This window comes from Aeromonas sp. BIGb0445 (assembly GCF_024809075.1).
Lineage (GTDB): Bacteria > Pseudomonadota > Gammaproteobacteria > Enterobacterales > Aeromonadaceae > Aeromonas > Aeromonas rivuli.
The window spans coordinates 427,310-448,445 of record NZ_JANUES010000002.1 but is presented as its reverse complement, the minus strand read 5'-3'; the positions used below and the strand labels follow the sequence as shown (position 1 = coordinate 448,445).

Sequence of the window (21,136 nt, the reverse complement as noted above, 5' to 3'; positions counted from 1 at the left end):
ACCCGCAGCCTGAAGTCAACCTGAACAACCGACTCCGTTTGACGCCACAGATGGGGCCTGCCAAGGCGGGCTCCCTGCGGGGATAATGCCGCCATGCTATCCAAATCCAGAGGTTGTATGAGCAAATACCAGTTCTTCCGTCAGGGGCAGGATCCCGCCAGTGTCACCTTCTTGCTGATGTCATCGCCGTCCTTTTTGCCGGAAAAGGAACAACTGCTGGCCCAGGAGTTCGAGGTGGTGGGGGATTACATACAGGCAGACAGTGACCAGGAGGCCCTCGAAAAATTCCGAAGCGGCATGATTGAACCTCTGGAGGAGTACACCAAGGCGACCGAAGCGGGGGGACTCTACTACTTCATCAGCGGCCTGTGGGAGGCGCTGAACAAGTGGGTCAGGGGCACCAAGTCGCCCCGCTGAACCCGCTTGCCGGGGCCATGGCGACAGGGCCCCGTTCATCGCTCTCTTTATACTATCCGCAAACACTCTTCCCCCAGAGTTGGCCGCCGCCTCCTTGCCTCTGCACAAGAGAAACCATCTGGTGTCTCAACCCTGGCCGGTCGAGGTAGCAGTCCCGGCTCGTCAACGCCCCCTCTTTCATCGCCCGCCACCGGCCCCACTCCGCCGGATGTTGCAGCTATCCGGGCCTGACTTGTCGCTATTTACAGACACCCTTTGCAGGCGGCGGTTTTTGGCGCAGTCAATCCTTGTCGCAATCGGGGGGCCTTTGCCTTGAGACTATTGCGTAAACTGCCAAGATAGCGGCAAGCCTCATCGCAGGCAGCAACAGACTGTAAGGAGAGAGAGATGAACAAGTCCCTGTTAGCCGGTCTCGGCATCGGTATAGCCTCGGCAGTGACCCTCTCGGCGGTGGCAAGCGGCTCACTGTTTGAGTCCAAGCCCCAGTTCGCCGAAGTGCTGGCCAGCAAGCCTGTCACCGAGACCATCAAGACGCCTCGCCAGGAGTGTCGCAACGTCACGGTGACCCACCGCAAAGCGGTACAGGATCAGCACAAGATCCTCGGCACCGTGGTCGGCGGCGCCTTGGGGGGCGTACTCGGTCATCAATTTGGCGGTGGCAGCGGCAAGACGGTGGCCACGGTCGCCGGGGCGGCGGCGGGCGGCTACGCCGGTAATCAGGTGCAAGGCAACATGCAAAACAATGACACCTACACCACCACCGAGCAGCGCTGCAAGACGGTGCAAGACAGCAGCACCCGCACCCTGGGCTATGACGTCAGCTACAAGCTGGCCGGTCAGGAAGGGGTGATCCGCATGGATCGCGAGCCGGGAAAAACCATCCCCGTCAAGGATGGCAAGCTGGTCATCGACAGCCAGAGCTAAGCGCAACGCCAGCTCAGGCCCAACAAAAAGCCCATCGATTGATGGGCTTTTTGTTGGGCCTGAGTCATGACATGGGCTGCAATATGACCCTTTATCTCTCAAGGGGGTTATTGGTATTCGATAAGAAACGCCATGGTGCCGTTGGCATCGCCAGGCGTCACCTCGGCTTCGGTCTGAATATAGCGGGCTAAATAGGGCAAGTACCGGGTCGGGCTGCCATCCATGCCGGCAATGAAGTCTATCGGCTGGTTGAAGCTGGCCAGGCGGCTTCCCTGCTGAATCGCTATCTGTATTCCGATCCCCTCAGCCTGGCGGCCGGTATCTGCCAGGCCCATGATGGCCAGGCCATCATCGATGATGGTGGTATTGGGCATCAAACTTGCTTTGATGATATTGGGGGATCTTGCCCCCACCCCGGCACTGCCATCATTGCTGTAGAAAGTATTCTGCCCATCGTTAAGGGTGCCATGAAAGGTTGGGCACTGTTGCAACTCAATGTTGAATGGCACCCAAGGCATCCCACTGCCCACCCCTTTAAAAGCAGCGATATCATGACGCCCCAGCTCAACATAAACATCCGGTGTCATGCAAGATTGAGAGACAATATTGATGGCACCACTGAATGACACCGTTTCCACCGGATAGCGGGTACCATCATCCATGACAAATTCGGTTTTAATCGTCGGCAACATATTGCCACTTATGGTACCCGCTGAAATGGGACCAATTTTAATAAAGTTAATATCAAAGGAGGGATCGAAATTTATGGAGTAGTAACTATTTTCAGCCACATTTCTCGTCACCCTGGTCCATGGAAACGCTGTCCCCGAATACCAGGCGGCTACCCCTATACCCGGCACCCCTGTCTCATAGACTCGTCCGCCGAAGGGAGTACCACTCCAGGAGGAGAGTGGCAGCGGCAGCACCAAAAAGTCATCGACCTCGCTATAGCTGTAAGGCGTCGGTGACGGCTCACAGTCATAGTATGCCCAATGGGTTGCCTTGAAATATTGACGAAAAATAATGGTGCCATCCGGCGTATCGGGCCCCACCGTCAAGTTTCCCCCTTGCAATACCGAGGTGGTATCCACCACCGGATTCTCTGGCCGTACTGTGCACTTGGGGGCCGCCATGGCCGGTTGGACAATGCCCAGATAGAGCGCAAAAAAACCAGCCCCCCCTATTTGAAGGGGCCCTTTGATAACATCTGCATATCCCATGCTGATATTTCCTTTTTTATATGATGAGTACCGACGTCTTAAATAACGCTCTTTTGGTATCTCTATCGGTTAAGGGGTCTCCCATCGCCCTGCCTGTTCACCTCGTTATTTATATTCAATCAGGAAAGAGACAGTGCCATTGGCATCCCCCGGGGTGACAGTCGTCTCCGTCTGTATATAACGGGCAAAATAGTTCACCGTCCGAGAGGGGGAACCATCCGAACCCTGGTAAAAAATGGTGGGCTTGCTGAAGGTCGCGGGCCTACTCTCCTGATAAGCCGCAATCTGGATCCCCACCCCGCTAGCCTGGCTGCCGGTGTCGGCCAAGCCCATGATCGCTTGGGCATCATCGATGATGGCGGTATTGGGGGTGAGGCTCACCGTGATGGAGTTGGGGCTCACAGCACCGACCCCGCTGCTGCCATCGTTGCTGTAGAAGTTGTTCTGACCATCGTTGATGGTGCCATAAAAGGTCGGACAATTTTCCATCCGAAGCTGGAAGGGAACCCAGGGGGTGGCACTACCCTGACCGCTAAAGTTGCTGGCAATATCATGGCTGCCCAGATCGACACTGACATCCGGGGTGGTGCACGACTGGGAGACGATGTTGATGCTGCCGCTCATCGCCGCCCTGATGATGGGGTAATGGGTGCCATCGTCCATGACCATGTCGGCCCGCAGGGTGGGCAACTGCCCCCCCTGTATGGTGCCAGGGCTGATGGGACCCGTCTTGATGAAGCTGATATCAAACTCCGGGATAAACGCCTTTGTAAAGACGGAAAGGGCATTGACATCGGCTGGGTTCTTCGACAAGGGGAAGGCGGTGCCAGAATACCAGGCGACTACCCCTATACCCGGCACCCCTGTCTCATAGACCTGGCCCCCGAAGGGGGAGCCTCCCCAAGAAGAGAGAGGCAATGGCAGGCTCTGGTAATCGTCGTATTCATGCAGGCTATAAGGGGTCGGCGAGCTGGCGCACACGTATCTGACGTTGTAGGAGGGCTTGAAATATTGGCGAAAAATGATGGTGCCATCCGGCGTATCCGGCCCCACCGTCAGGTTGCCGCCTTGCAAAACAGCCGTGTAGTTGATGACCGGGGTTGCCGCATCTATGGTGCACAACGGCGCTGCCTGGGCAAAGAGCGGCACGCCTGTATAGAGCAGCAGCGCAACAGCGCCTCGTTGGATCATCATCTTGAAATTACAGCTTGTCATCTTCATGTTCATCTCTTGTTTGCACCCATCAACGGGTAGCCAATATCATTTTCATCGCTTATAACGGGAGGCACTCGGCCTCGAGACGCGCAATCGCGAAAGGTTGGTCTCCCGTCAGGGAGGGGGTCAATGCATACTCGAGTCGACACTCCTTGTTCTTTCCCTCGCCCCAGCTCAGCACCAAAGAGCCCGCAGACTGCGCCACCCTGGCATAGAGCTGTCCTCCCTGACCGACGGCTCCGACGTAATCTCCTGTTTCATCCCGCACCTTGGCACCAAAGGGCACCGGCTTGCCCTGGTAGCGGGCATTGATCAGCAAGGGAGTTCCTTGCCTGGTCTGGTATTGCGCTTTCACCACGGCTCCCGCCCTGGGAACGACTTTCAGCAGGGTGTTTTCCAGACCGACATCCGCTGCGATGCCATTGGGATCCAACTCGATATTATTGATCTGATAGGCGGTCAAGTTCGGCACCAATGCATATCCATTGCCATCGACCCGCACCCCTGGGTATGACGAGACGGAGGCCCCTTCGGCCCCTTTGGCCTCCACCAAGGCAAAGGTGTTAGCGTTATAAGGCGTCGCAGTAATACCCCCCTCATGGGCAACCAGGGTGCCCGTCAGGCCAATTGTTTCGCTGTTATAGTAATAACCCGAATTGATACTCCCACTGAGGTTGGTAACCGGGGTCCGATATTGGCCGTAAGTTGTGACACTGTTTCGACCTCGGTAATCATGCAGCATTGAAAGGCCATAACTCATTTGGTTATCTTCCCCGGCGGATCCGGAAAGCGTGGCCTGTTGTGCCAAATGACCACTGCTGTCACGAGAGAGATCAAGACGCAACTGAGGTGTATTGGCACCTACTCCTAAGGGCATACTGAAATTCAGCAATACGGTATCTTCAGCATCATTATTCTGGTTGTAACTGCGATTCAGGCTAAGTCCATATGACAAGGTTCGATATTGATTGCTATAACCAGCCTGATACTGTTTATCGGTTTCACTTCGGTTCCAATAGTTTTGTACCGAACTGCTGACATACACATGGCCCCAGCCAACAGGGAGACTCTGGCTGGCCGACACGGTGAAGCGATTTTTTGCTCGAAAAACCTGATCACTTTTACCACCACGATCTATGACGTCTCTCGTCTGCATGGCTGTTTGAAAGTCCATGAAACCGTCCGAGGAGAAACGGTTTGCGGCAATGGCAAGATTGCTGCCCGTTGCCTGAAAATCTTTGCTGTAACTGACTCGATAACTCTGTCCGCTCAGTTCATTGCCCATCACGCCGCCCTCCTCTCCCAATTCCGTCTTGGCATAGGAGATGTCAAAAGAGAACGCGCCTACAGGGGTTCCCATGGCAGAGCCAAGCAAACCGGTGTAATAGTGATCGCTCGCCTGTCCTCCGCTATAGAGGGAGAGATAGTTAGTCAAACCAAACTGGTAAGTCATTTCCAATAACGATGGTGAGCTGATGAGGCTGGTCGAATAATATTTCCCGGCCGTAAATGAATATTTGGCCGTACCAGGACGCAGCAATTCAGATACTGCGTTATAGGGTACCTTGAAATGATGTTCTGAGCCGTCAGCCTCATTGACACTCACATCCAGGTCGCCGCCATAGCCCGTCGGATAGAGGTCATCAATGACAAACTCACCTGGAGACACCGTAGTGTCATAAATGGTCTGGTTATTTTGCCGTATGATGACTCTCGCATTCGTGCGCGCAACCCCTCTCACCTCAGGAGCATAACCTCTTAATGAGGAGGGCAGCATGCTGTCATTACTGGCAACACTGATACCGCGATAAGGCAGGCTGTCAAATATTTGGCCTGTGGTGTTTGATTGCCCTATGGTGATGGTGCCGCCGATGTTTGCTGAATCATGACGAACATAATTACTGATCATGCTGTAATCACTCAGACCATAATCGGCCCAATTATATGATCCTTTATGTCTGAAGTACCAAGATCCTATGTTTAGTCCCGCATCAATACCAGCATAGATGGAATTGTTTCTCACACCATGAGATGCACTACTATAGCCATTAATACCATAGCCCAATAACAGCGCAGGTATACCACTTTCCCATAGGTTCTCGTTGACAGCACCACGAGCCACCTTCAGTAAATAGCGTTGCGGAATACTGATATCCAGGCGCTGCTCATTGCTGTCAAAGTTCACCGCAGAAGCAGGAATAAAATTGGCAATATTGATACATGTCGATCTACCATCCAGTTCATCGAGGAACTCTTTGGGCAATGACTGATAGTCAAAATTTATATTTTTAATGATCGTCAAATCGACGCAGGGGAAACTCTCGCCATTATCCCCGCGTATAACTTCAATCTCTTTCCTCATTGAGACAACATCATTGATGTACAGATCTGCCGTATAATGACCGGGTAGTGCCATAGCTCCCTTGCCAAATTGATGCAGGTCAATACTCTTGCCGCCAATTACATGCAAGAAAGAGGGATCGAATTCTACCTCTTCTGAGTCAGTATTATAATCACGATCTGTATCATCCTGACCCGCCAATACCATTGACGAATAAGCATAAAATAACACCATGGACAATTTCGAGATGCGTGTTTTATAAGATGTCAAGTTTCTCATGAAAGTGACAGTACATATATTCATGTTATCGCCCATAGGAATATGCTAGGTCAAGGGAGTTACAAAATAACGCCTGACTAGAGGAAATAATTAATTCAAGACCGACTCAAAAGGGATGATGGCACCATAGTCATTCACATAGGTTCCCTTGACCTGATTGGCACTGCCTTTAAGCTTGAATAACTTACTACTCTTGGGGGGAATCATATCGCCATCGATAGAGTTACCCGCCAGCGACAGACTCGCAAAAGAGATATAATAGGGGCTGCTATTTTTCGCTTCGACGCCATTTTGTCTCTTCTGCCAGCTAACAAACTTTACCGCCTCGTGGGGTAAACCAGACAAACTGGCAGGACGATAAAATATCTTCAGGCGTGAACGAAATGCCATTTGAAGAGAGTTGTTATCTTTTGCCAACTTTTTCTTTGCTGGGATCTCCAACACGTTCAGCCAAAAGACACTCTCCTTATCCATCGGCAACTGACTGCCAACGTAGCGTAATCGCAAAGTCTGCCCCTTGCCTGGGTCGAGGCGATTTATCGGCGGAGTTAAGATAAATGGGCTCTTGATATCATCAGGCCTGGCATCAATATCGCCCTCATCAACCCAGCTTTGGATCAGCACGGGTATTGCTCCCATATTCTCCAGCTTGACGGATACTTCCTGACGATCAGATTTGTATATTACTCGCGTCCCTTTTATAACGACACTCGCTGAAGTGTTCATGCTAAATGTTGTTAAAAAAAGCATGCAAATCAACCCTATCGAACCGGGATAAATCGTTCTCATATATTCCTCTCAAAAGATACAGAGAGAGGAGGCCTCTCTCTGTAATGAATTATTTGTATTGAATTGAATAGGTAACATTGCTGGTGACAGTACCTGGTGTTGCGCCACCGGCCGGGGTGATATATTCAACCAGGTATGGAAGCACGGCACTGCCGCTGGACGTATCGACCATGGTGGTATTGGTCACCTGGCTGCTATTGCCCACCTGGATCACATCCTGAGATGCACTCGAACCATCACGCAGCTGCAAGCTCACATTGGTGGCTGTACCGCCCATGTTATTGAGCAGGCCGCTCGCCAGGTCAACTGAGGTGCCTGCTTCAAAGAAGGCAGATGCCGTTTGCAATGTGCCAGCACAGTTACTCAGGGCCATATTGAATGCAGTAGTCCCAGTGGTGTCATTTGCCGCAGCCAAAGTGTTTGCACTTACGGTTGGCAGTATTACCGTCGCATCGGCACCTTGACCATCAATACTCACATCGCAAGTGGTCGCAGTTAACTCACCATTGAATGTGATGGTGCCAGTGGATGCCGCATTGGCGATACCTACTTGACCAAACAGTGCAACAGCAGTGGCCGAAACCAGGATTGTTTTCTTCATCATTTTATTGCTCCATAAATACAAGAAAAATTAAACAGTAAAAAAGCCTCAAGTAACAAAAAGGCCCAATATCCACCCGACGGTAAAGCAACTAACCGCCCATAACAGAATGTATAAATCCATGGACTAAATCGTTCATTCAATCTTTGTTGTCAGGCAGTCATCACATGATACAGATCCATGTGAGATCATCCCGTACAATCGATGCACCAATGCGTGCATAATGCGCAAGGTAAACTGCAATTCAGTGCTGCTCTAATTAATAATCATGACGCTATCCGCGTAAAATGGCTAACCAGCTCTCTTTAACGGCTTTACCATTTTTCCTCGCCACTGATTTGGCGACATACCCGTCCAGCCCTTAAAGCACCGACTGAATACGGATACATCAGAAAACCCCAAATGGAATGCAATCTGAGTAATAGATTCATTTCCTTCAAGGGCTCGTACGGCCATCTCATACCGAACTGATTTGAGGAGCTCAGAATAGGACTTCCCTTCTGCTTTCAGCCTGTTTTGTAACGTTCTCACACTGATGTTGAGACTGTTCGCAACGGTATAGATAGATCCACTACCAAAGCGAAGGGTGTTTCTGATGACTTCCTCTGTTTGCTCCCAGATAGTAATCACTTTATCATTTCTTAACTCCTCAACCTTGTGGTTGATATAATCCAACACCTCATGTTTTTCTATCTCAAATCCTCGCTCCAGCCATGTCTGTGGAAAGCAAACGCCATTGAACATACCGCCAAAGTCGATGGGAATGTTTTTCTCCTTGAGATTGTGTGGTGCTGGTTGCTCCAACACTATTCTGCATAGATGACTATCACCTAATGATGACAGCTGGATGTAATTGTATAAATATGTCGATATGGCCTGGCAGATACCGGGGTATTGAATACTGTCCGAGTAATCACAACCAATCGAGATGGCACAGTAACCATCACGCGCACTCTCCTGTGAGATATAAGCGCCAGAGACATAAATGCTGATGTTCTCTTTCAAAAAACTCAGGGCATTGGACAAACTGCTTTGCAGTCTGAATCCAAGGGCCAGGGGGCCGGTGAAATTAACACCTGTAGCTTTCGCCAACCAAAAGCCAAACAAAGGGGCATTAGCCACTTCTGCAGACAGATCCAGTAGTCTGACATAGGCTATAAATGGGATCACTCCCTCTGCTGTATCTTTAAGTAAGTTAGGTTCTATCCCAACCGCATCCAACATTGAGTAGTGATCAATTTTGTAATGACTACACAATGCCTTAAAGTCTCTTAACACTGTCACCTTGATGAACTGCATCGCTATTTTTCTCCATGCACATGCAAAAACCGCGTTGCATTAAAACTATTAAATGCGCAAAGACGCGCTTATAAAGTAAACCACGCTCACTCCGCACTGATTTATTCATGTGCAGAGATAGCGGTGGATTAAGGTGGTTTTCATAGGCTTTACAGAGGTTAACTACTCAAGCGCTTGTCCACTCAATTTCTATGGTGGAAAGTCTAGCAGCAAGGTTGCGAGGCATGCTTGACCAATAGCGAAATTCACATGACCAATGACGGAAAGGGCTTCGAACGACCCACACATAGGCATAACAATATGATTTTAAATGATTTTATGTTGAAGAATTTTAGTTTCACTTGATTTTGTGACAGACAGGAAGAGGCTTGAGTAATGGCTTCAGTTGCATCAGACTAGGCGCATATAGATGCTACCTCTGGATATGCTGATGAAACGGAAATTCATCGTAAGGGCGGAATGTTTATTTCACTTTGAGCACTTCGTCAGATCCCATAACGGGAATCCTGTTACATTGATGAAGCAGGTCGGTTTGACCCCGGCCCAGATCAGAAACCCTGATAACTACATCCCTGTAGTATCGGTAGCAGACCTATTTTCTCTCACCGCCAAAGAGTTAAAAATGCCATTGTTTGGCATGCATTATGCGCTGATTGATTATAGGTCAAGGCTGGGTGCCCTATCCGTGGCCTTAACCACTCGTAAGAGCATGCAGGAAATAATTGCGCTATTAAAAGATAAATTTTATGTGCACAACAATAGTCTTGTATTTGATTTCTCTGATAGTAAAGCGCTTGGGATAATCAGTATCATCAACCTTGCTGACCCAGATGGGCGCATGATGCAACAGCTATCTCTCTGTCAAACGCAGTCATTATATAAATTACTCAATACAAGATTGGGTATACCAAAAAAAGATCTGCACATGAATGTTATGATGTCTTCTCCAGAAGAGTATAGTGATGAACATCATAAACACATTCAGTTTTCATCCGGTTTTAATGGGGTTAGCTTCCCAATGAAATATGCCGACAGCTCTCCAGTTATTTATGAGGAAGATGTCAACTCACTCGTAGATAACGTATTAAGTAAAATGGTGTCATCCTATCCTGATAACTTTGAAACAAAATGCAAGCATACTATGATAGAACTTCTTAAAGCGGGAGAATGTAGTGTTGGGCGATTGGCATCCACACTGGGAATATCTATCAGAAATCTACAGGCGGCGTTAAAAAAACTTAATACCAGCTACACAATTATGTTGAAAGAGTGCCGATTTCAACAGGCCTGCTTCCACCTTTCACAGGGGCAAGAAAACATTACCAATATTGCATTTGAATTAGGATTCTCTGACCCCTCTGCATTTAGTCGGGAGTTTAAAAAGTGGACGGGAATGTCCCCTCAACAATGGAAAAATCAACAATTTCCTGAAGGTTAGATTCATCAGCAGCTTTCCATAGCTAGCCACAACTGAACAAGTAGCAAACACTTGTGCCAATATGCCTTTTAATGGAATCACAGGGTTTACATTCAAAAATGTATACATAACTTAAAACTACATGATTACATTTTAGAGTCAATTTTTTTGTTTCTTAAAATTGTTTTCCCAATAAATAATCGCTCGTCAACTTCCATCTGGGAGATATTCAAAATATTTGCAATATCTGCACGACAAAACCTCCCTTTTATCTGCAGCAGCAAGGGTATTTTGTACTTCATCGGAAGGTTTTTCACACTCTCTTTTACACTTTTTCTATTACTTTCTTGTTTACTACAGTGGCTATCTTCCTGAGCAGATAGTGCCACCATATGCTTGATGGCACACAAACGAAACTCTCGATAATCTTTATCGCTAGTATGATAATACTCTTTGAACAATTGGGTTACAGTACCTTCGACGCGCACTCTGTTGCCAAACCAGAACTCAGCATAGGTATACAGTTCGATAAATATCTGACATATCGACAATTTCAAGACCTGCGATGACATATCCGTCTCCCTGAGCGCTCGTTTAATCAGACAATAGTACTCATCTATCGACCCTCAATCTTAACAAGTTGCGAAATAAAGCTGGCAAGTCGCGAAATTAAAATAAGTTTAATCTCTCAATAAAAAGGGGAGCCAAGGCTCCCCTTTATCAATTAGCTAACTTAACTATTTTTGCGGCCAAAGGGCCACCAGGGTTTGTCGTTGTCTTCTATCTGTACCCGGGTCTGGCGTTGCTCTCCCGCCACGGCGCCGCGCACCTGACGCAGGGTGGCGGTGAACTGTTCAGTCCCCTCGACGAACCAGTCATCCAGGATCAGCACCTTGACCGATTTGCTGCCGCCCTCGCCCGCCGCCCAGCTCACGGAAGGGCTGAGCCAGGGCAGGAAGTCCAGACCCCAGTAAGCACTCTGGCCCTGGAAGGCAAGCTGGGCCCGGGCAGGTTGACTCAGGTCGCCGCTGCGTACCAGCGGGATCTCGGCGAACCACTGCCCCTCGCTGACTCGCATCTCCCCTTGTGCCATGGCGATGGTGGCCGCCATCGCCTTGTCCTTGATGGTGACCAGGGTCTGACTCTGCTCACCCAAGGTGGCGCCGCTGGCATCCTGCAACATCAGGGTGAACTGCTCATCCCCTTCATGCAGGCCATCGCTAAAGACCGGGATGCTGATGCTCTTGCTCTCTTCGTCGCCCGCTAACCAGTTGAGGGTTCCGGAAACCGGGGCCACATCGGTGGCCCCTGCGCTGCCAAACACCAGACGGTAGTCGACGCTGGCCGCCCCATGGCTGCCATCCTTGCGGCTCACGGTCAGGGTCAGGGTCTGCCCCTCCTCCACCTGGGCCACGGCGCTGTCGAGGGCAATGACCCCTGCAGGCGGCTCGGGATAGTCGATGGCAATCAGCACGGGATCGTGATCCGAGGCGCTGAAGGGACCTTCCGACTTGACCAACTGGCCGCTGTACTTGACCCCGTACTCGAAGAAGTTGCTCTCCGCCGAGTTGATGTGCCAATCCTCTATGCCCACCACCTTGCTGGCCAGGGAGGGATTGGCCAGGGCGTGATCCAGATTGCCCAGCTCCCCTTCGTAGCTGTAGGAGTAAGTGTCGGTGCCGTGGAACTGGGTATTGAGGTTGACAAGCCCCGCCCCCTTGCCAAGGGCACTGCCTTGCTCTTCATAAGGCTGCCCCGCCAGGGTGGTGAAGGAGGCGCTCAGGATCTGGCGCGCTTGCGCCGCCGGATCATAATCGGTCAGCACCCGGATGGGATCTTCCAGCCCATAGGCGTTCAGGTCGCCGAGCAGCAGCAGATCCCCCGTCTCAGTGGCCAGCTGCTCGCCGAGCACCTTGGCGGCGGAGACCCGCAGGGCATTGCAGTGGCCCTGACCATCGAGGGGATCGGCGCTGGCGTAATCCGGATAATCCTCAAAGCAGGCCGACCCCTTGGACTTGAGGTGGTTGACCACCAGGGTCAGCGGCACATCCCCCTTGGGGGAGGTGAAGCGTTGCAGCAGGGATTCACGCATGCCCTGGCGAATGCTCACCGGCTTGCCCGCCGCGTCCTGGGTCTCGGCGACTTGTCCCGGCAGCGGGATAAGTTCGGCGCCACCGGCAAGTTGCACCTTGGCCGGTTTGTAGATGAGACCGACGGTGATGGCATCGGTGCCGATAGGCTGGCCATCCGGAGAGGCTACCCAGGCATAGTGATCCGCCTCGTCGGGCAGGGCCCCATTGAGCGCCGCCACCAGATTGGCGATGGCCGAGTGTTCGCCATAGCCGTTGTTCTCTATCTCCATCAACCCCACCACATCGGCGTTGAGGCGGGTGATGGCGCTGACTATCTTGGTGCGCTGCAACTCGAACTCAGGGACCGTCAGAGCGCCGCGGTTGCTGCCGGTCGGGTTGGCATCGCCCCCCACCACGCTGGTGAAGAAGTTGAGCACGTTGAAGCTGGCAATGCGCAGATCGCCGGTCATGGCAAGTTCTGGGGTATCACTCCTGTCCCAGCCGCCATGGTCCACGTCGGCACTGCCAATCTGGTTATCGGCCACCAGACGATACTGGCTGTAGGAGTAACCGATGGCCCCTTCGAGGTTGTTGAGCTTGTCGCCGATGCGCAGATAACCCTGCTCAGGATGGAAGCCCGGGTACCAGGGCAGCACGCCATCCGGCGCCTTGGCATCGGTCTCGACCACCAGCTGGTTGGCAAGGTTGCGCGCGGCCCAGTCGCTCGCCTGCTGACTCATGGCCGGGAACTTCTGGGTCGACTTGATAAGTGGCGCCCCATAGGCCAGCACCAGGTTGTTGCGTTTGCCGTCGTAATCGAAGCTGAAGTTACGGGTCACCACCAGGCTGGAGGCTGGCACCAGCCGCACCCGCATCCCTTCGTGGCGCTCGAGCAGTGTCTGCAGGGATTCGCCCCCATCGGGTAGCAGATCCACCGCCCCTGGCGGCTGGACATTGGCATCGGTCACCACCAGATCGGTTGCACCTATCTGGGTCTGGTTATAGTACTCGGCCACCTTGCCCTGCACACAGACCTCGACCCCGGGCTTGATGGCGGGGTTGCTCTGGGTGCTATGGACGAAGAGGCCATCCGAGGTGCGCTCATCGCCATCCCCTTGCATTTCCTGGATGAAGAAGCCTTTGTAGAGGCCATTGACCACCTGGGTCACCCGGCCACGGGTGGCATAGCTGATATCGGATTCGAAGCGACCGGCGGGCACCAGCGGACTGGTGGCGCCACTGCCCTGAATGGCCGGAATGGGGGTCAACCCATCGACCGGGCAGGCAAAGGCATTGGGGGGTGTGCTGTCGTCGCAGGCCGACTCGCCGTTGCAACCCAGGCCGCTGGCGTCATCCTTGGCAAAGGCGCTGAACTCCAGGGCGGGGTCGAAGGGGGATCCGGCATCCATACGGCCCTGGTTCACCGTGGCCTTGCGGCGCAGGGTCATGTCCAGGGTGCTGACCGAACCCGACTGCCAGGCGCTGCCGGGATCGACCCCAATCTGTCCCAGGCTGTCGGCCAGTTCATCACCACGATAGAGCACCAGGCCGTCGTCACCGTTGAAGGTGAGGTTGCCACTGGTCTGGTTGGCCTTGGCGAGGATATCGGCACTGGCGCTCGGGTGGGCCAGTACCAGACTCGCCCCCGGGGCAAGCTGCCCTTGCAGGGTCAGGCTGTTGGTCGGGCCCTGGGCCAGGGTGCGACCATTGGCATAGAGGGCGAGGCGGTAGTCGGCGAGGTTCAGCGCCGTGCTACCCAGGTTGCTCAGCTCGATGGCCTTGTTGTTACCGGTTCCTTCCAGGTACTCGGTGATGAGCAATTGGGCATGGGTTTGCCCTGACAGGGCCAAACCAACGGCCGCCGCTATCAGTGAATGTCGTCCAGACATAAGCCAGTATTCCTTTTTTATTGGTAAATTTGTTAATGACCCGCCAGGCGGGCAGCACCTTATTTCAGCTGTATTGGCTGAGCCAAATACCGCGCTAATGTGCCAGTTTGGCTCCCTTCATGCCGCGAGCTGGTTAACAATTACAGGATTTTGTTGCGCATCAGTGACAGCGCAGGCGCTGACCGATTGAAATAGCGTTGAATAAATCGACAACCTAAGGAATAAGCGTGATGGATAGCATGGGAGCACAGGCCGGTATCCATGGATACACTGGGCAATGGCCGTCTGTCCATGGATAGAAAGGTGAACTTAAATTCAAATAAAAACAGATAGATACATATTTTCTTTGTGCTTGTAAAGATACCTGCTGACTATTTTCATGGCCATCACAAGCGGGCCGATGTGTATTCCACACCTCCGTTTGATGCGGGAAAATAACCGTCAAACCATGACGCACCATGACCCGGTAAAGGGGACTCCATTTTCAGTGGATATATTGTCGACAACACGCAGGAAAAAACCAGCAGGTCATCCTCCTCCATGGGGGATAAATAATGATTCATGTCGCGCCTTATCCAGCTTGAATGATAATTGCAATCCCCTCCCCCCATATAGGGCCCCGGCGGCTGCATGGCCCTGACGCTTTCCCCTGACAAATAGAGGGGATTTATGCTATATTGCGGCCCCTGTTATGGCGTTCGTCCAAGACGCGCCTCGAATCACTTATCAGGCCCAGCGGGCCTCTCATCATCCGGGACTCCTTGATATGACCATCAATGCCATCTTGCAGGGGCGCGCTGGCGCCAAATGTGAACTGTGCAGTGCCGAACAGGCCCTGACTGCCTATCAGGTTCCCCACTCTCCTGCCCAAGATGATGATCACAGTGCCGCCCTGTGTGCGACCTGCCTTGGCCAGCTGGCAGAGCCTGACACCACAGTCGTCAACCATTGGCGCTGCTTGGGGGACAGCATGTGGAGCCAGGTCCCGGCGGTGCAGGTACTGGCATGGCGCCAGCTCAAGTATCTGGCTGGCCAGGGCGAAGTTTGGGCCCAGGACCTGCTCGACATGATGTACATGGAAGAGGAGACCAGGAGCTGGGCCGAAGCCGGTATCAGCGCGGAAGATGACGATAGTGTCGCGACCGTCGACTCCAACGGCGCCGTGCTGGTCGAGGGGGACGCCGTCACCCTGATCAAGGATCTGGAGGTCAAGGGGGGTGGCTTTACCGCCAAACGCGGCACCCTGGTCAAGGGCATACGCCTGACCAACAATCCCCTGCATATCGAAGGCAAGGTCAATGGCGTGCAGATAGTACTGGTCGCCGCCTACCTGAAAAAAGCCTGATAAACCATACTGTTACACTGAAAATAAGCAGCGCCCTCCGGGCGCTTTTTTATTGTCCTCCTCAGCGAGGATGAGTGGCCAGCGCCATAGCGGTTCGCGACACAGCATCCACATCTTCGGAAAGCCAGCGCCACTTGGCACATAGTTCAGGCTTGACGTGGCGGATATTTGCACTACAGTGTATATACATTGGCGATACGCGAGAAACCAGATGGAACAGGTGCCACGCAAGCGGGCCAGCAAGCCCAAGAAGGACGCCCAATTAATCATCCGCCTCTCGGGCGAGGAGCGGGATCAATTTATCGACCTTTGTGAGCAGCAAGACAGCTCGGCCTCCCGAGAGATCCGCCGCTTCATTCGGCAATATATTCGCTCACAGCAAGACGATAATTAACCCTCATCATCAGTCAAGTCGTCGATGGAGAGACAACCCAGGGCACCCTGTGCCGACATTAAGGAAGAATGGAATATGGCTAAGGCATCCAAGAAAGACATCAAGAAGAAAATTGAAGCTCGTCAGGCCAAGATCGCCAAGCACGAAGGCAAGATCAAGAAGCTGAAGAAAGCCCTGAAATAAGGGCTGCCATGATGAAAAACCGCCTGAGGGCGGTTTTTTCTATTCGGCGTTTCATCGCCCGGACCTCATCTCGCATCACCCCGCCCCAAGGCCAGGTGCCAGACAATATTTGTGTGGCAGACGAGAGTTGGAAGTGCCCAGGTGCGGCCCGGATCGAGCCGCCACCTATCTTGCTGGACTATCCCCTTGGCACAGAGGCATGATGCGTTTTTTACAAGGGATAAATATGAACCTGGACACATGGATGTTGTTCCTGCTTGCCTATCTGCTGGCAACGCTGACCCCGGGCCCCAATGTCTTGCTGGTCGTCAAAAATGGCCTGCAACTCGGTTGGCGCGCGGCGCTGCTCACCATCAGCGCGAATCTGCTCTGTCAGGCCATCCTCATCTTGCTGGTCGCCATGGGCGTTGGCGCCCTGTTGCAGACCCTGCCTCCTCTGTTCCTCGCCCTCAAGCTGGCGGGTGGCGGCTACCTCATCTATCTCGGTTACAAGGCGCTGCGGGCCGCCGGCTCGACTCAACAGGGTGTGGTGCTGACCGGCTCAGCGAGCAGACCCAGACAGCACTTTTCCCTGTGGCGTGAGGCCTTTCTGGTCTCTGCCAGCAACCCCAAGACCATTATTTTCCTCTGTGCTCTGCTGCCCCAGTTCCTCGACCATCAGAGCCCGCTGCCGCTGCAGTTTTCTGTCATGTATCTGACCATCTGCCTCATCGTCAGCCTGGTGCATCTGAGCTATGTCGCCCTGGCCAGACGGGCCGGTCGCTATTTCAACCCGGCCCGCAGTCAACGACTCTTTACCCGCCTTACCGGTGGGATCTTTATCACACTCGGTGGCGCCATCTTGCTGAGCGGGCGGCCTTGAGGTTGTGTCCATCCTCTCTGGTCCTTACCTAGTCCCAGCCTGAACCCGGCAACCACCACAGAACATGTCTCTGGGTATTTCCCAAGACGTCGATCACTGGAGCCATTTCCGTGGCGACGCCTTTGAAAAGTCGCGGTAATGGATGCCCCGGAAGAAGTCAGTTTTTACCGTGTAATGACATCGGGGTTTCACGAAGAGACCATGACTTCCAACGTCTGGCCGACACCAGGACTTCCTGTTCCAGCCATGCTTTATGGGTTATCAGATGAGTCAAGGCTTCTATCAACATCCCACTCGACTGAACGCTAGCGAGTCGCCAGGGGATCTTCCCTCTGCTGCTTTTCTGCCCTTCCAACTGGCGGATCAAGGGGCGAGCGTAGCGGCATGCATATTCCATGAGATCCTCTGGCAACCAGAGTGCTAGAGGCCTGTTCATGGCGACGGCCAGCCCGCTGGCAATATCCACGCCACGCTGATCCAGATCGCCAAAGTGAGCCCAGGCAATAGCAGCAGGCAGTAAAGGGATCACTTGTTTGGCCAACACCGTATTGCGACCCGGCACATAGAGCAGCAACTCCCCCTGTTGCAGGGGGTAATCCACAAAGGCACCTTTGTTCTCCACCGTGATAATCTGCTTACCTTGCCACTCGACGCCTTGCAACCTGGCCAAGGCGCGCTCTGGTAAGGCAATCTCACCCAACATATTCAGGCTTTCATCTGCGCAATAACGGCTGCCATCTTTCCATAACAGAGATAGCGATGAAGCACTGCGAAGCCGGATCACTTCATCATTGAATACCCTTACCCCCAGCGCCTCAGCCCGCGCCAAGTGGGCAGGAGACAAGATGGCTTTACAATCTTGCAACCAGAGCCCACTCAGGGTCGCACTGTTAATACTCGCGGGTAACTGCCCCCCTAACGCCGCCAATACCGCCTCACCCGACCAGGGCGACTCGTCTGCTGTTTGCGCGAGCTTTTCTATCAAGAATTCACGCCCCCGCTCGGTCAACTGACGCCGCTCACCCCGCCCTATCGGCTGCACCCCACCAACAATTCTCAACATCTCATCCAGCTCGCAGCCCGCACGGCTGGTGAGCAAGATCCCCTGCCCCGCCGCCAACGCCAGCAGACGTTCACTCAATGCCCGGATCTCGACGCGCTCGAAAAATGTCATCGGCTTTCCCCTCGTTGCTTGGATATAGGGCGGTGGGCTCACATCAGCCGGGCCTTGCCGGATATCCGGATCGAACTGCCTGGCTCGGCCGGGATCTCGGCATGCAGCCGCGATCTCATGCCCATGTCTTCCCCCTGGATCAGATCAATCATGCCACCGTGGGGCCACCGGAGATCACGCAGGTACCCGGCAAAGGCCGCGGTGGCCGCCCCGGTTGCCGCGTCTTCATAGACACCACCATAGGCAAAGGGGTTACGGGTATGAAACAGCTGATGACTCTCTGCGTGGCTCAACAATATGGTCACCCAACCTTCACGGCGCATCAGGATCTGGCCCTGGGCAAATTCATAGTCCATGGCACTGAGCGCCTCACGGCTGTTCAAGGCCAGCACCAGGTGATCGGCACCGCCATGGATAAGTGCAGGGGGAATGCGCGGATCGAGATCTGCCGCGTGATAGCCAAACAGTGCCAGGGCCTCGCGCACCACATCGGCAGGTGCCGGCTGGCTGCGAGTCAAAGGGGATTGCAAGGCCGCGAGCCATTGCCCCGCCTCATCCTGCCAGCCCGACACCCGGATTGCGGCCTGGCTGAGGCTCAATCCAACATCCCCGGCCCCGAAGCGCCGTGCCAGGGCAACCCCCAGGGCTATGGTGGCATGACCACAGAAGGGTACCTCTGCCTCGGGGGAGAAGTAGCGCACCCGCCACTCCCGCGGTGCGGGGTGTGCTCCCCCGGACGACGGGTGTGCAGAGAGGGGCGCCGCGAATGCGGTTTCCGAGAATCCCACCTCGGCGGCGATACGCTGCATCTCGCTCGCCGCAGGCAAGCTTGCGCCAATCCAGACTCCTGCTGGATTGCCACCTTGCTCGCCATCGGCAAAGGCCGCGATGCGGGTCAACTCAGTGGTGATAACCCCGTCCGCCTGGGTCGGGTGATCGGGTTGCGTCATGACAACTCCTTGTGTCCATTGATACGGGGGAGCGAGCAAGCTGGGATAGCTGCAAAACGGTTCCCAATGGGTAAAAACCAGGCAGGGCCCCTGCTTGCGCGGTAAATAACCCTGCCATTGGCGCCGAACGGGCGCCGCGAAGGGCTACTCCAGGGTCTAGAGTTGGGGAGCCGTGTCTGTATATGTGCGAGTTGGAGAGCCATATGTTTTCTTACACCCTGGATTTCAAGGAGCAGGCCGATCAATTGGCGGCCCCCGAACACGAGATGGCGTTCAGCTGCCCGGTCTGTGCTGGCGACATCATAATACTGTCGGATCAGAGCCGTCATCAGGTGATGTTCGTCAGCCACAGCGTCCACCATAGCAGCCTCTATCTCGACACCGGAATGCGGCGAACCCAGAGTTGATCCCGCAGGTTCAGGGGATCCCCGTGGATCGCATCTGTTTATCGGCCACCTGTTCGAGCCCTTTTTCAGGTGCTAACGTGAGAGAGGCCTGCCACCTCGCACCCAGGATATTACCGCGAACCCAGGCTGTTGCTCATGGCAGTCAAGGCTGCGATGAACCGGCAAGACTCACATTTGAGGGATCCACTATGTCCAGGAATGCTGCTCTGATCGCCACCCTGTCCCTGCTTGGCATGGCCCCGGCTCACGCCATCAACGCAAAATATGCCCAGCAGCTGGAGCGCTCCGGCTGCACCCAGGTGAGCGAGGCCCAGGGCTGCGACATTCACAAGACCAAGGCCGAGAACGCGGCAGACGGGTTTGGTGATGCTCCGGCGGCAGCCACCAGCGCCAGCCCCTACGCCGGCAACTGGGTCGCCACCTTCCCCGAGACGGGCGCCACCGTCGCCACCATCCGCATCGATGACAAGGATCAGGTGTGGGTCAACGACAAGCAGGTCAGCGCCAAGAAATCTGACGGGGCCTTGGTGTTCAAGGAGGGCATGGTCATCTACACCATACAGGGGGATCGTCGCATCCAGGGTGAAGATGGCTGGGTCGATAACGATGCGGGCACCAAGGGGCCGATCGCCGCCAAATAGGCGACATGACGGGAATGTGAAGGGGAGCCTGGGCTCCCCTTCTTGTTTGATCTCTTGCCGGCTTCTTCACCAACCCGGTGAGCGACTACCCTGCGCTTCCTCTTGCCATTCACTTACCCCTTTTTCGGATAGTCGAGCACGGCCGTCAGCGGCGTTTGCGACACAGCGGCCGACCAGGAGGGGGCGTCAAAGGTGAAGCGGGCGACGGCGCAGGTCGGCATCCGGGTGATCTTGCCGGAAAAGCGGTGGGCAAGGTCGGTGAACTCGGGATCGTGACCAAAGAGCATGACGCATCTTAACTCGTCACCCAGCTCCCCCATCACCTCAAGCAGGGTCCTCACATCTGCGCCATAGAGCCGCTCGTCCGTGACTATCTCCTCTGGCCGGTAACCGAGCGTCTCGGCGATGATATGGGCCGTCGACAAGGCCCGGCAGGCGGGGCTCGACAGTATAAGGTCGGGTCGCACCTTATCGTGCGCCAGCCGTCTGCCCATCAGGGGGGCGTCGCGCAGGCCACGCTCGGCGAGCGGCCGTGCCCTGTCAGGCAGCCCCTGCTCTTCCCAGCTCGACTTGCCGTGACGCACCAGGATCAGGGTTCTCTTCATGACGCCTCCCATGACGGCCGACTATCGGCCCCGTGTCACTTGTGGCTAGTGACTGCCAGGGTCTGCATGCCCTGCCCTCAGGCTCTGTCACTGCGCCGTCTCAATCATAGCG

The 21,136-nt window shown here is 54.0% G+C and carries 19 protein-coding genes; 8 read left to right on the top strand and 11 right to left on the bottom strand.

The genetic code is table 11. The annotated features are described in order from the left end of the window. The first annotated feature begins 117 nt into the window (after window positions 1-117). The gene (locus tag M2367_RS05660; RefSeq protein WP_259236081.1) at window positions 118-417 is read left to right on the top strand and encodes a hypothetical protein; all 300 of its coding nucleotides are present in this window, start codon (window positions 118-120) and stop codon (window positions 415-417) included. Between the two features lie 387 nt (window positions 418-804). Next, entirely contained in the window at window positions 805-1,341 is a 537-nt protein-coding gene (locus tag M2367_RS05655; protein WP_042043201.1) for a glycine zipper 2TM domain-containing protein, read from the top strand. Between the two features lie 107 nt (window positions 1,342-1,448). Here the strand turns inward: M2367_RS05655 and M2367_RS05650 are convergent, their stop codons facing one another. The 6 genes from M2367_RS05650 to M2367_RS05625 form a co-directional block, all read right to left on the bottom strand. Then, the gene (locus tag M2367_RS05650) at window positions 1,449-2,561 is read right to left on the bottom strand and encodes a fimbrial protein (RefSeq protein WP_259236080.1); all 1,113 of its coding nucleotides are present in this window, start codon (window positions 2,559-2,561) and stop codon (window positions 1,449-1,451) included. A gap of 105 nt (window positions 2,562-2,666) precedes the next feature. Continuing rightward, the gene (locus M2367_RS05645; RefSeq protein WP_259236079.1) at window positions 2,667-3,776 is read right to left on the bottom strand and encodes a fimbrial protein; all 1,110 of its coding nucleotides are present in this window, start codon (window positions 3,774-3,776) and stop codon (window positions 2,667-2,669) included. 58 nt (window positions 3,777-3,834) lie between these two features. After that, window positions 3,835-6,351, bottom strand: a complete 2,517-nt coding sequence (locus M2367_RS05640) for a fimbria/pilus outer membrane usher protein (protein ID WP_259236078.1) — start codon at window positions 6,349-6,351, stop codon at window positions 3,835-3,837. Window positions 6,352-6,486: 135 nt separating this feature from the next. Beyond that, on the bottom strand, window positions 6,487-7,185 hold the full coding sequence (locus M2367_RS05635; protein WP_259236077.1) for a molecular chaperone: 699 nt from the start codon (window positions 7,183-7,185) through the stop codon (window positions 6,487-6,489). Between the two features lie 49 nt (window positions 7,186-7,234). After that, window positions 7,235-7,789, bottom strand: coding sequence for a fimbrial protein (locus M2367_RS05630; RefSeq protein WP_224430496.1), 555 nt, complete (start codon window positions 7,787-7,789; stop codon window positions 7,235-7,237). 288 nt (window positions 7,790-8,077) lie between these two features. Continuing rightward, window positions 8,078-9,085, bottom strand: coding sequence for a helix-turn-helix domain-containing protein (locus M2367_RS05625; protein ID WP_259236076.1), 1,008 nt, complete (start codon window positions 9,083-9,085; stop codon window positions 8,078-8,080). 430 nt (window positions 9,086-9,515) lie between these two features. Here M2367_RS05625 and M2367_RS05620 point away from each other — a divergent pair, with 430 nt between their 5' ends. Next, window positions 9,516-10,523, top strand: a complete 1,008-nt coding sequence (locus M2367_RS05620) for an AraC family transcriptional regulator (RefSeq protein ID WP_259236075.1) — start codon at window positions 9,516-9,518, stop codon at window positions 10,521-10,523. Between the two features lie 125 nt (window positions 10,524-10,648). Here the strand turns inward: M2367_RS05620 and M2367_RS05615 are convergent, their stop codons facing one another. After that, window positions 10,649-11,074: a hypothetical protein gene (locus M2367_RS05615; RefSeq protein WP_259236074.1), complete on the bottom strand. Its 426-nt coding sequence runs from the start codon at window positions 11,072-11,074 to the stop codon at window positions 10,649-10,651. A 161-nt stretch (window positions 11,075-11,235) separates the two neighbouring features. Beyond that, window positions 11,236-14,463 (bottom strand): ExeM/NucH family extracellular endonuclease, encoded by a 3,228-nt coding sequence (locus M2367_RS05610; RefSeq protein WP_259236073.1) that lies wholly within the window; start codon window positions 14,461-14,463, stop codon window positions 11,236-11,238. A gap of 766 nt (window positions 14,464-15,229) precedes the next feature. Between M2367_RS05610 and M2367_RS05605 the strand changes: the two genes are divergently transcribed. The 3 genes from M2367_RS05605 to M2367_RS05595 all read left to right on the top strand — a co-directional run bounded on the left by M2367_RS05605 (window position 15,230) and on the right by M2367_RS05595 (window position 17,247). Then, window positions 15,230-15,808 carry a PhnA domain-containing protein gene (locus tag M2367_RS05605; protein ID WP_259236072.1) on the top strand — a complete coding sequence of 193 codons (579 nt, stop codon included), beginning with the start codon at window positions 15,230-15,232 and terminating at the stop codon, window positions 15,806-15,808. A gap of 211 nt (window positions 15,809-16,019) precedes the next feature. After that, window positions 16,020-16,202, top strand: coding sequence for a hypothetical protein (locus M2367_RS05600; RefSeq protein ID WP_042043195.1), 183 nt, complete (start codon window positions 16,020-16,022; stop codon window positions 16,200-16,202). Between the two features lie 409 nt (window positions 16,203-16,611). Continuing rightward, window positions 16,612-17,247 carry a LysE family translocator gene (locus M2367_RS05595; protein WP_224430503.1) on the top strand — a complete coding sequence of 212 codons (636 nt, stop codon included), beginning with the start codon at window positions 16,612-16,614 and terminating at the stop codon, window positions 17,245-17,247. Window positions 17,248-17,404: 157 nt separating this feature from the next. On the opposite strand, the gene M2367_RS05590 is transcribed toward M2367_RS05595, so the two are convergent. Both M2367_RS05590 and M2367_RS05585 read right to left on the bottom strand, forming a co-directional pair. Then, window positions 17,405-18,421: a Wadjet anti-phage system protein JetD domain-containing protein gene (locus M2367_RS05590; protein WP_259236071.1), complete on the bottom strand. Its 1,017-nt coding sequence runs from the start codon at window positions 18,419-18,421 to the stop codon at window positions 17,405-17,407. 38 nt (window positions 18,422-18,459) lie between these two features. Next, a complete protein-coding gene (locus tag M2367_RS05585; protein ID WP_259236070.1) occupies window positions 18,460-19,371 on the bottom strand; it encodes a PhzF family phenazine biosynthesis protein in 912 nt (303 codons plus the stop codon). 203 nt (window positions 19,372-19,574) lie between these two features. Here M2367_RS05585 and M2367_RS05580 point away from each other — a divergent pair, with 203 nt between their 5' ends. Both M2367_RS05580 and M2367_RS05575 read left to right on the top strand, forming a co-directional pair. After that, window positions 19,575-19,778, top strand: coding sequence for a hypothetical protein (locus M2367_RS05580; protein ID WP_042043189.1), 204 nt, complete (start codon window positions 19,575-19,577; stop codon window positions 19,776-19,778). Window positions 19,779-19,966: 188 nt separating this feature from the next. Then, window positions 19,967-20,419: a hypothetical protein gene (locus tag M2367_RS05575; protein ID WP_259236069.1), complete on the top strand. Its 453-nt coding sequence runs from the start codon at window positions 19,967-19,969 to the stop codon at window positions 20,417-20,419. A gap of 113 nt (window positions 20,420-20,532) precedes the next feature. Here the strand turns inward: M2367_RS05575 and M2367_RS05570 are convergent, their stop codons facing one another. Next, the gene (locus M2367_RS05570) at window positions 20,533-21,024 is read right to left on the bottom strand and encodes a histidine phosphatase family protein (protein WP_224430507.1); all 492 of its coding nucleotides are present in this window, start codon (window positions 21,022-21,024) and stop codon (window positions 20,533-20,535) included. Window positions 21,025-21,136 lie beyond the last annotated feature (112 nt).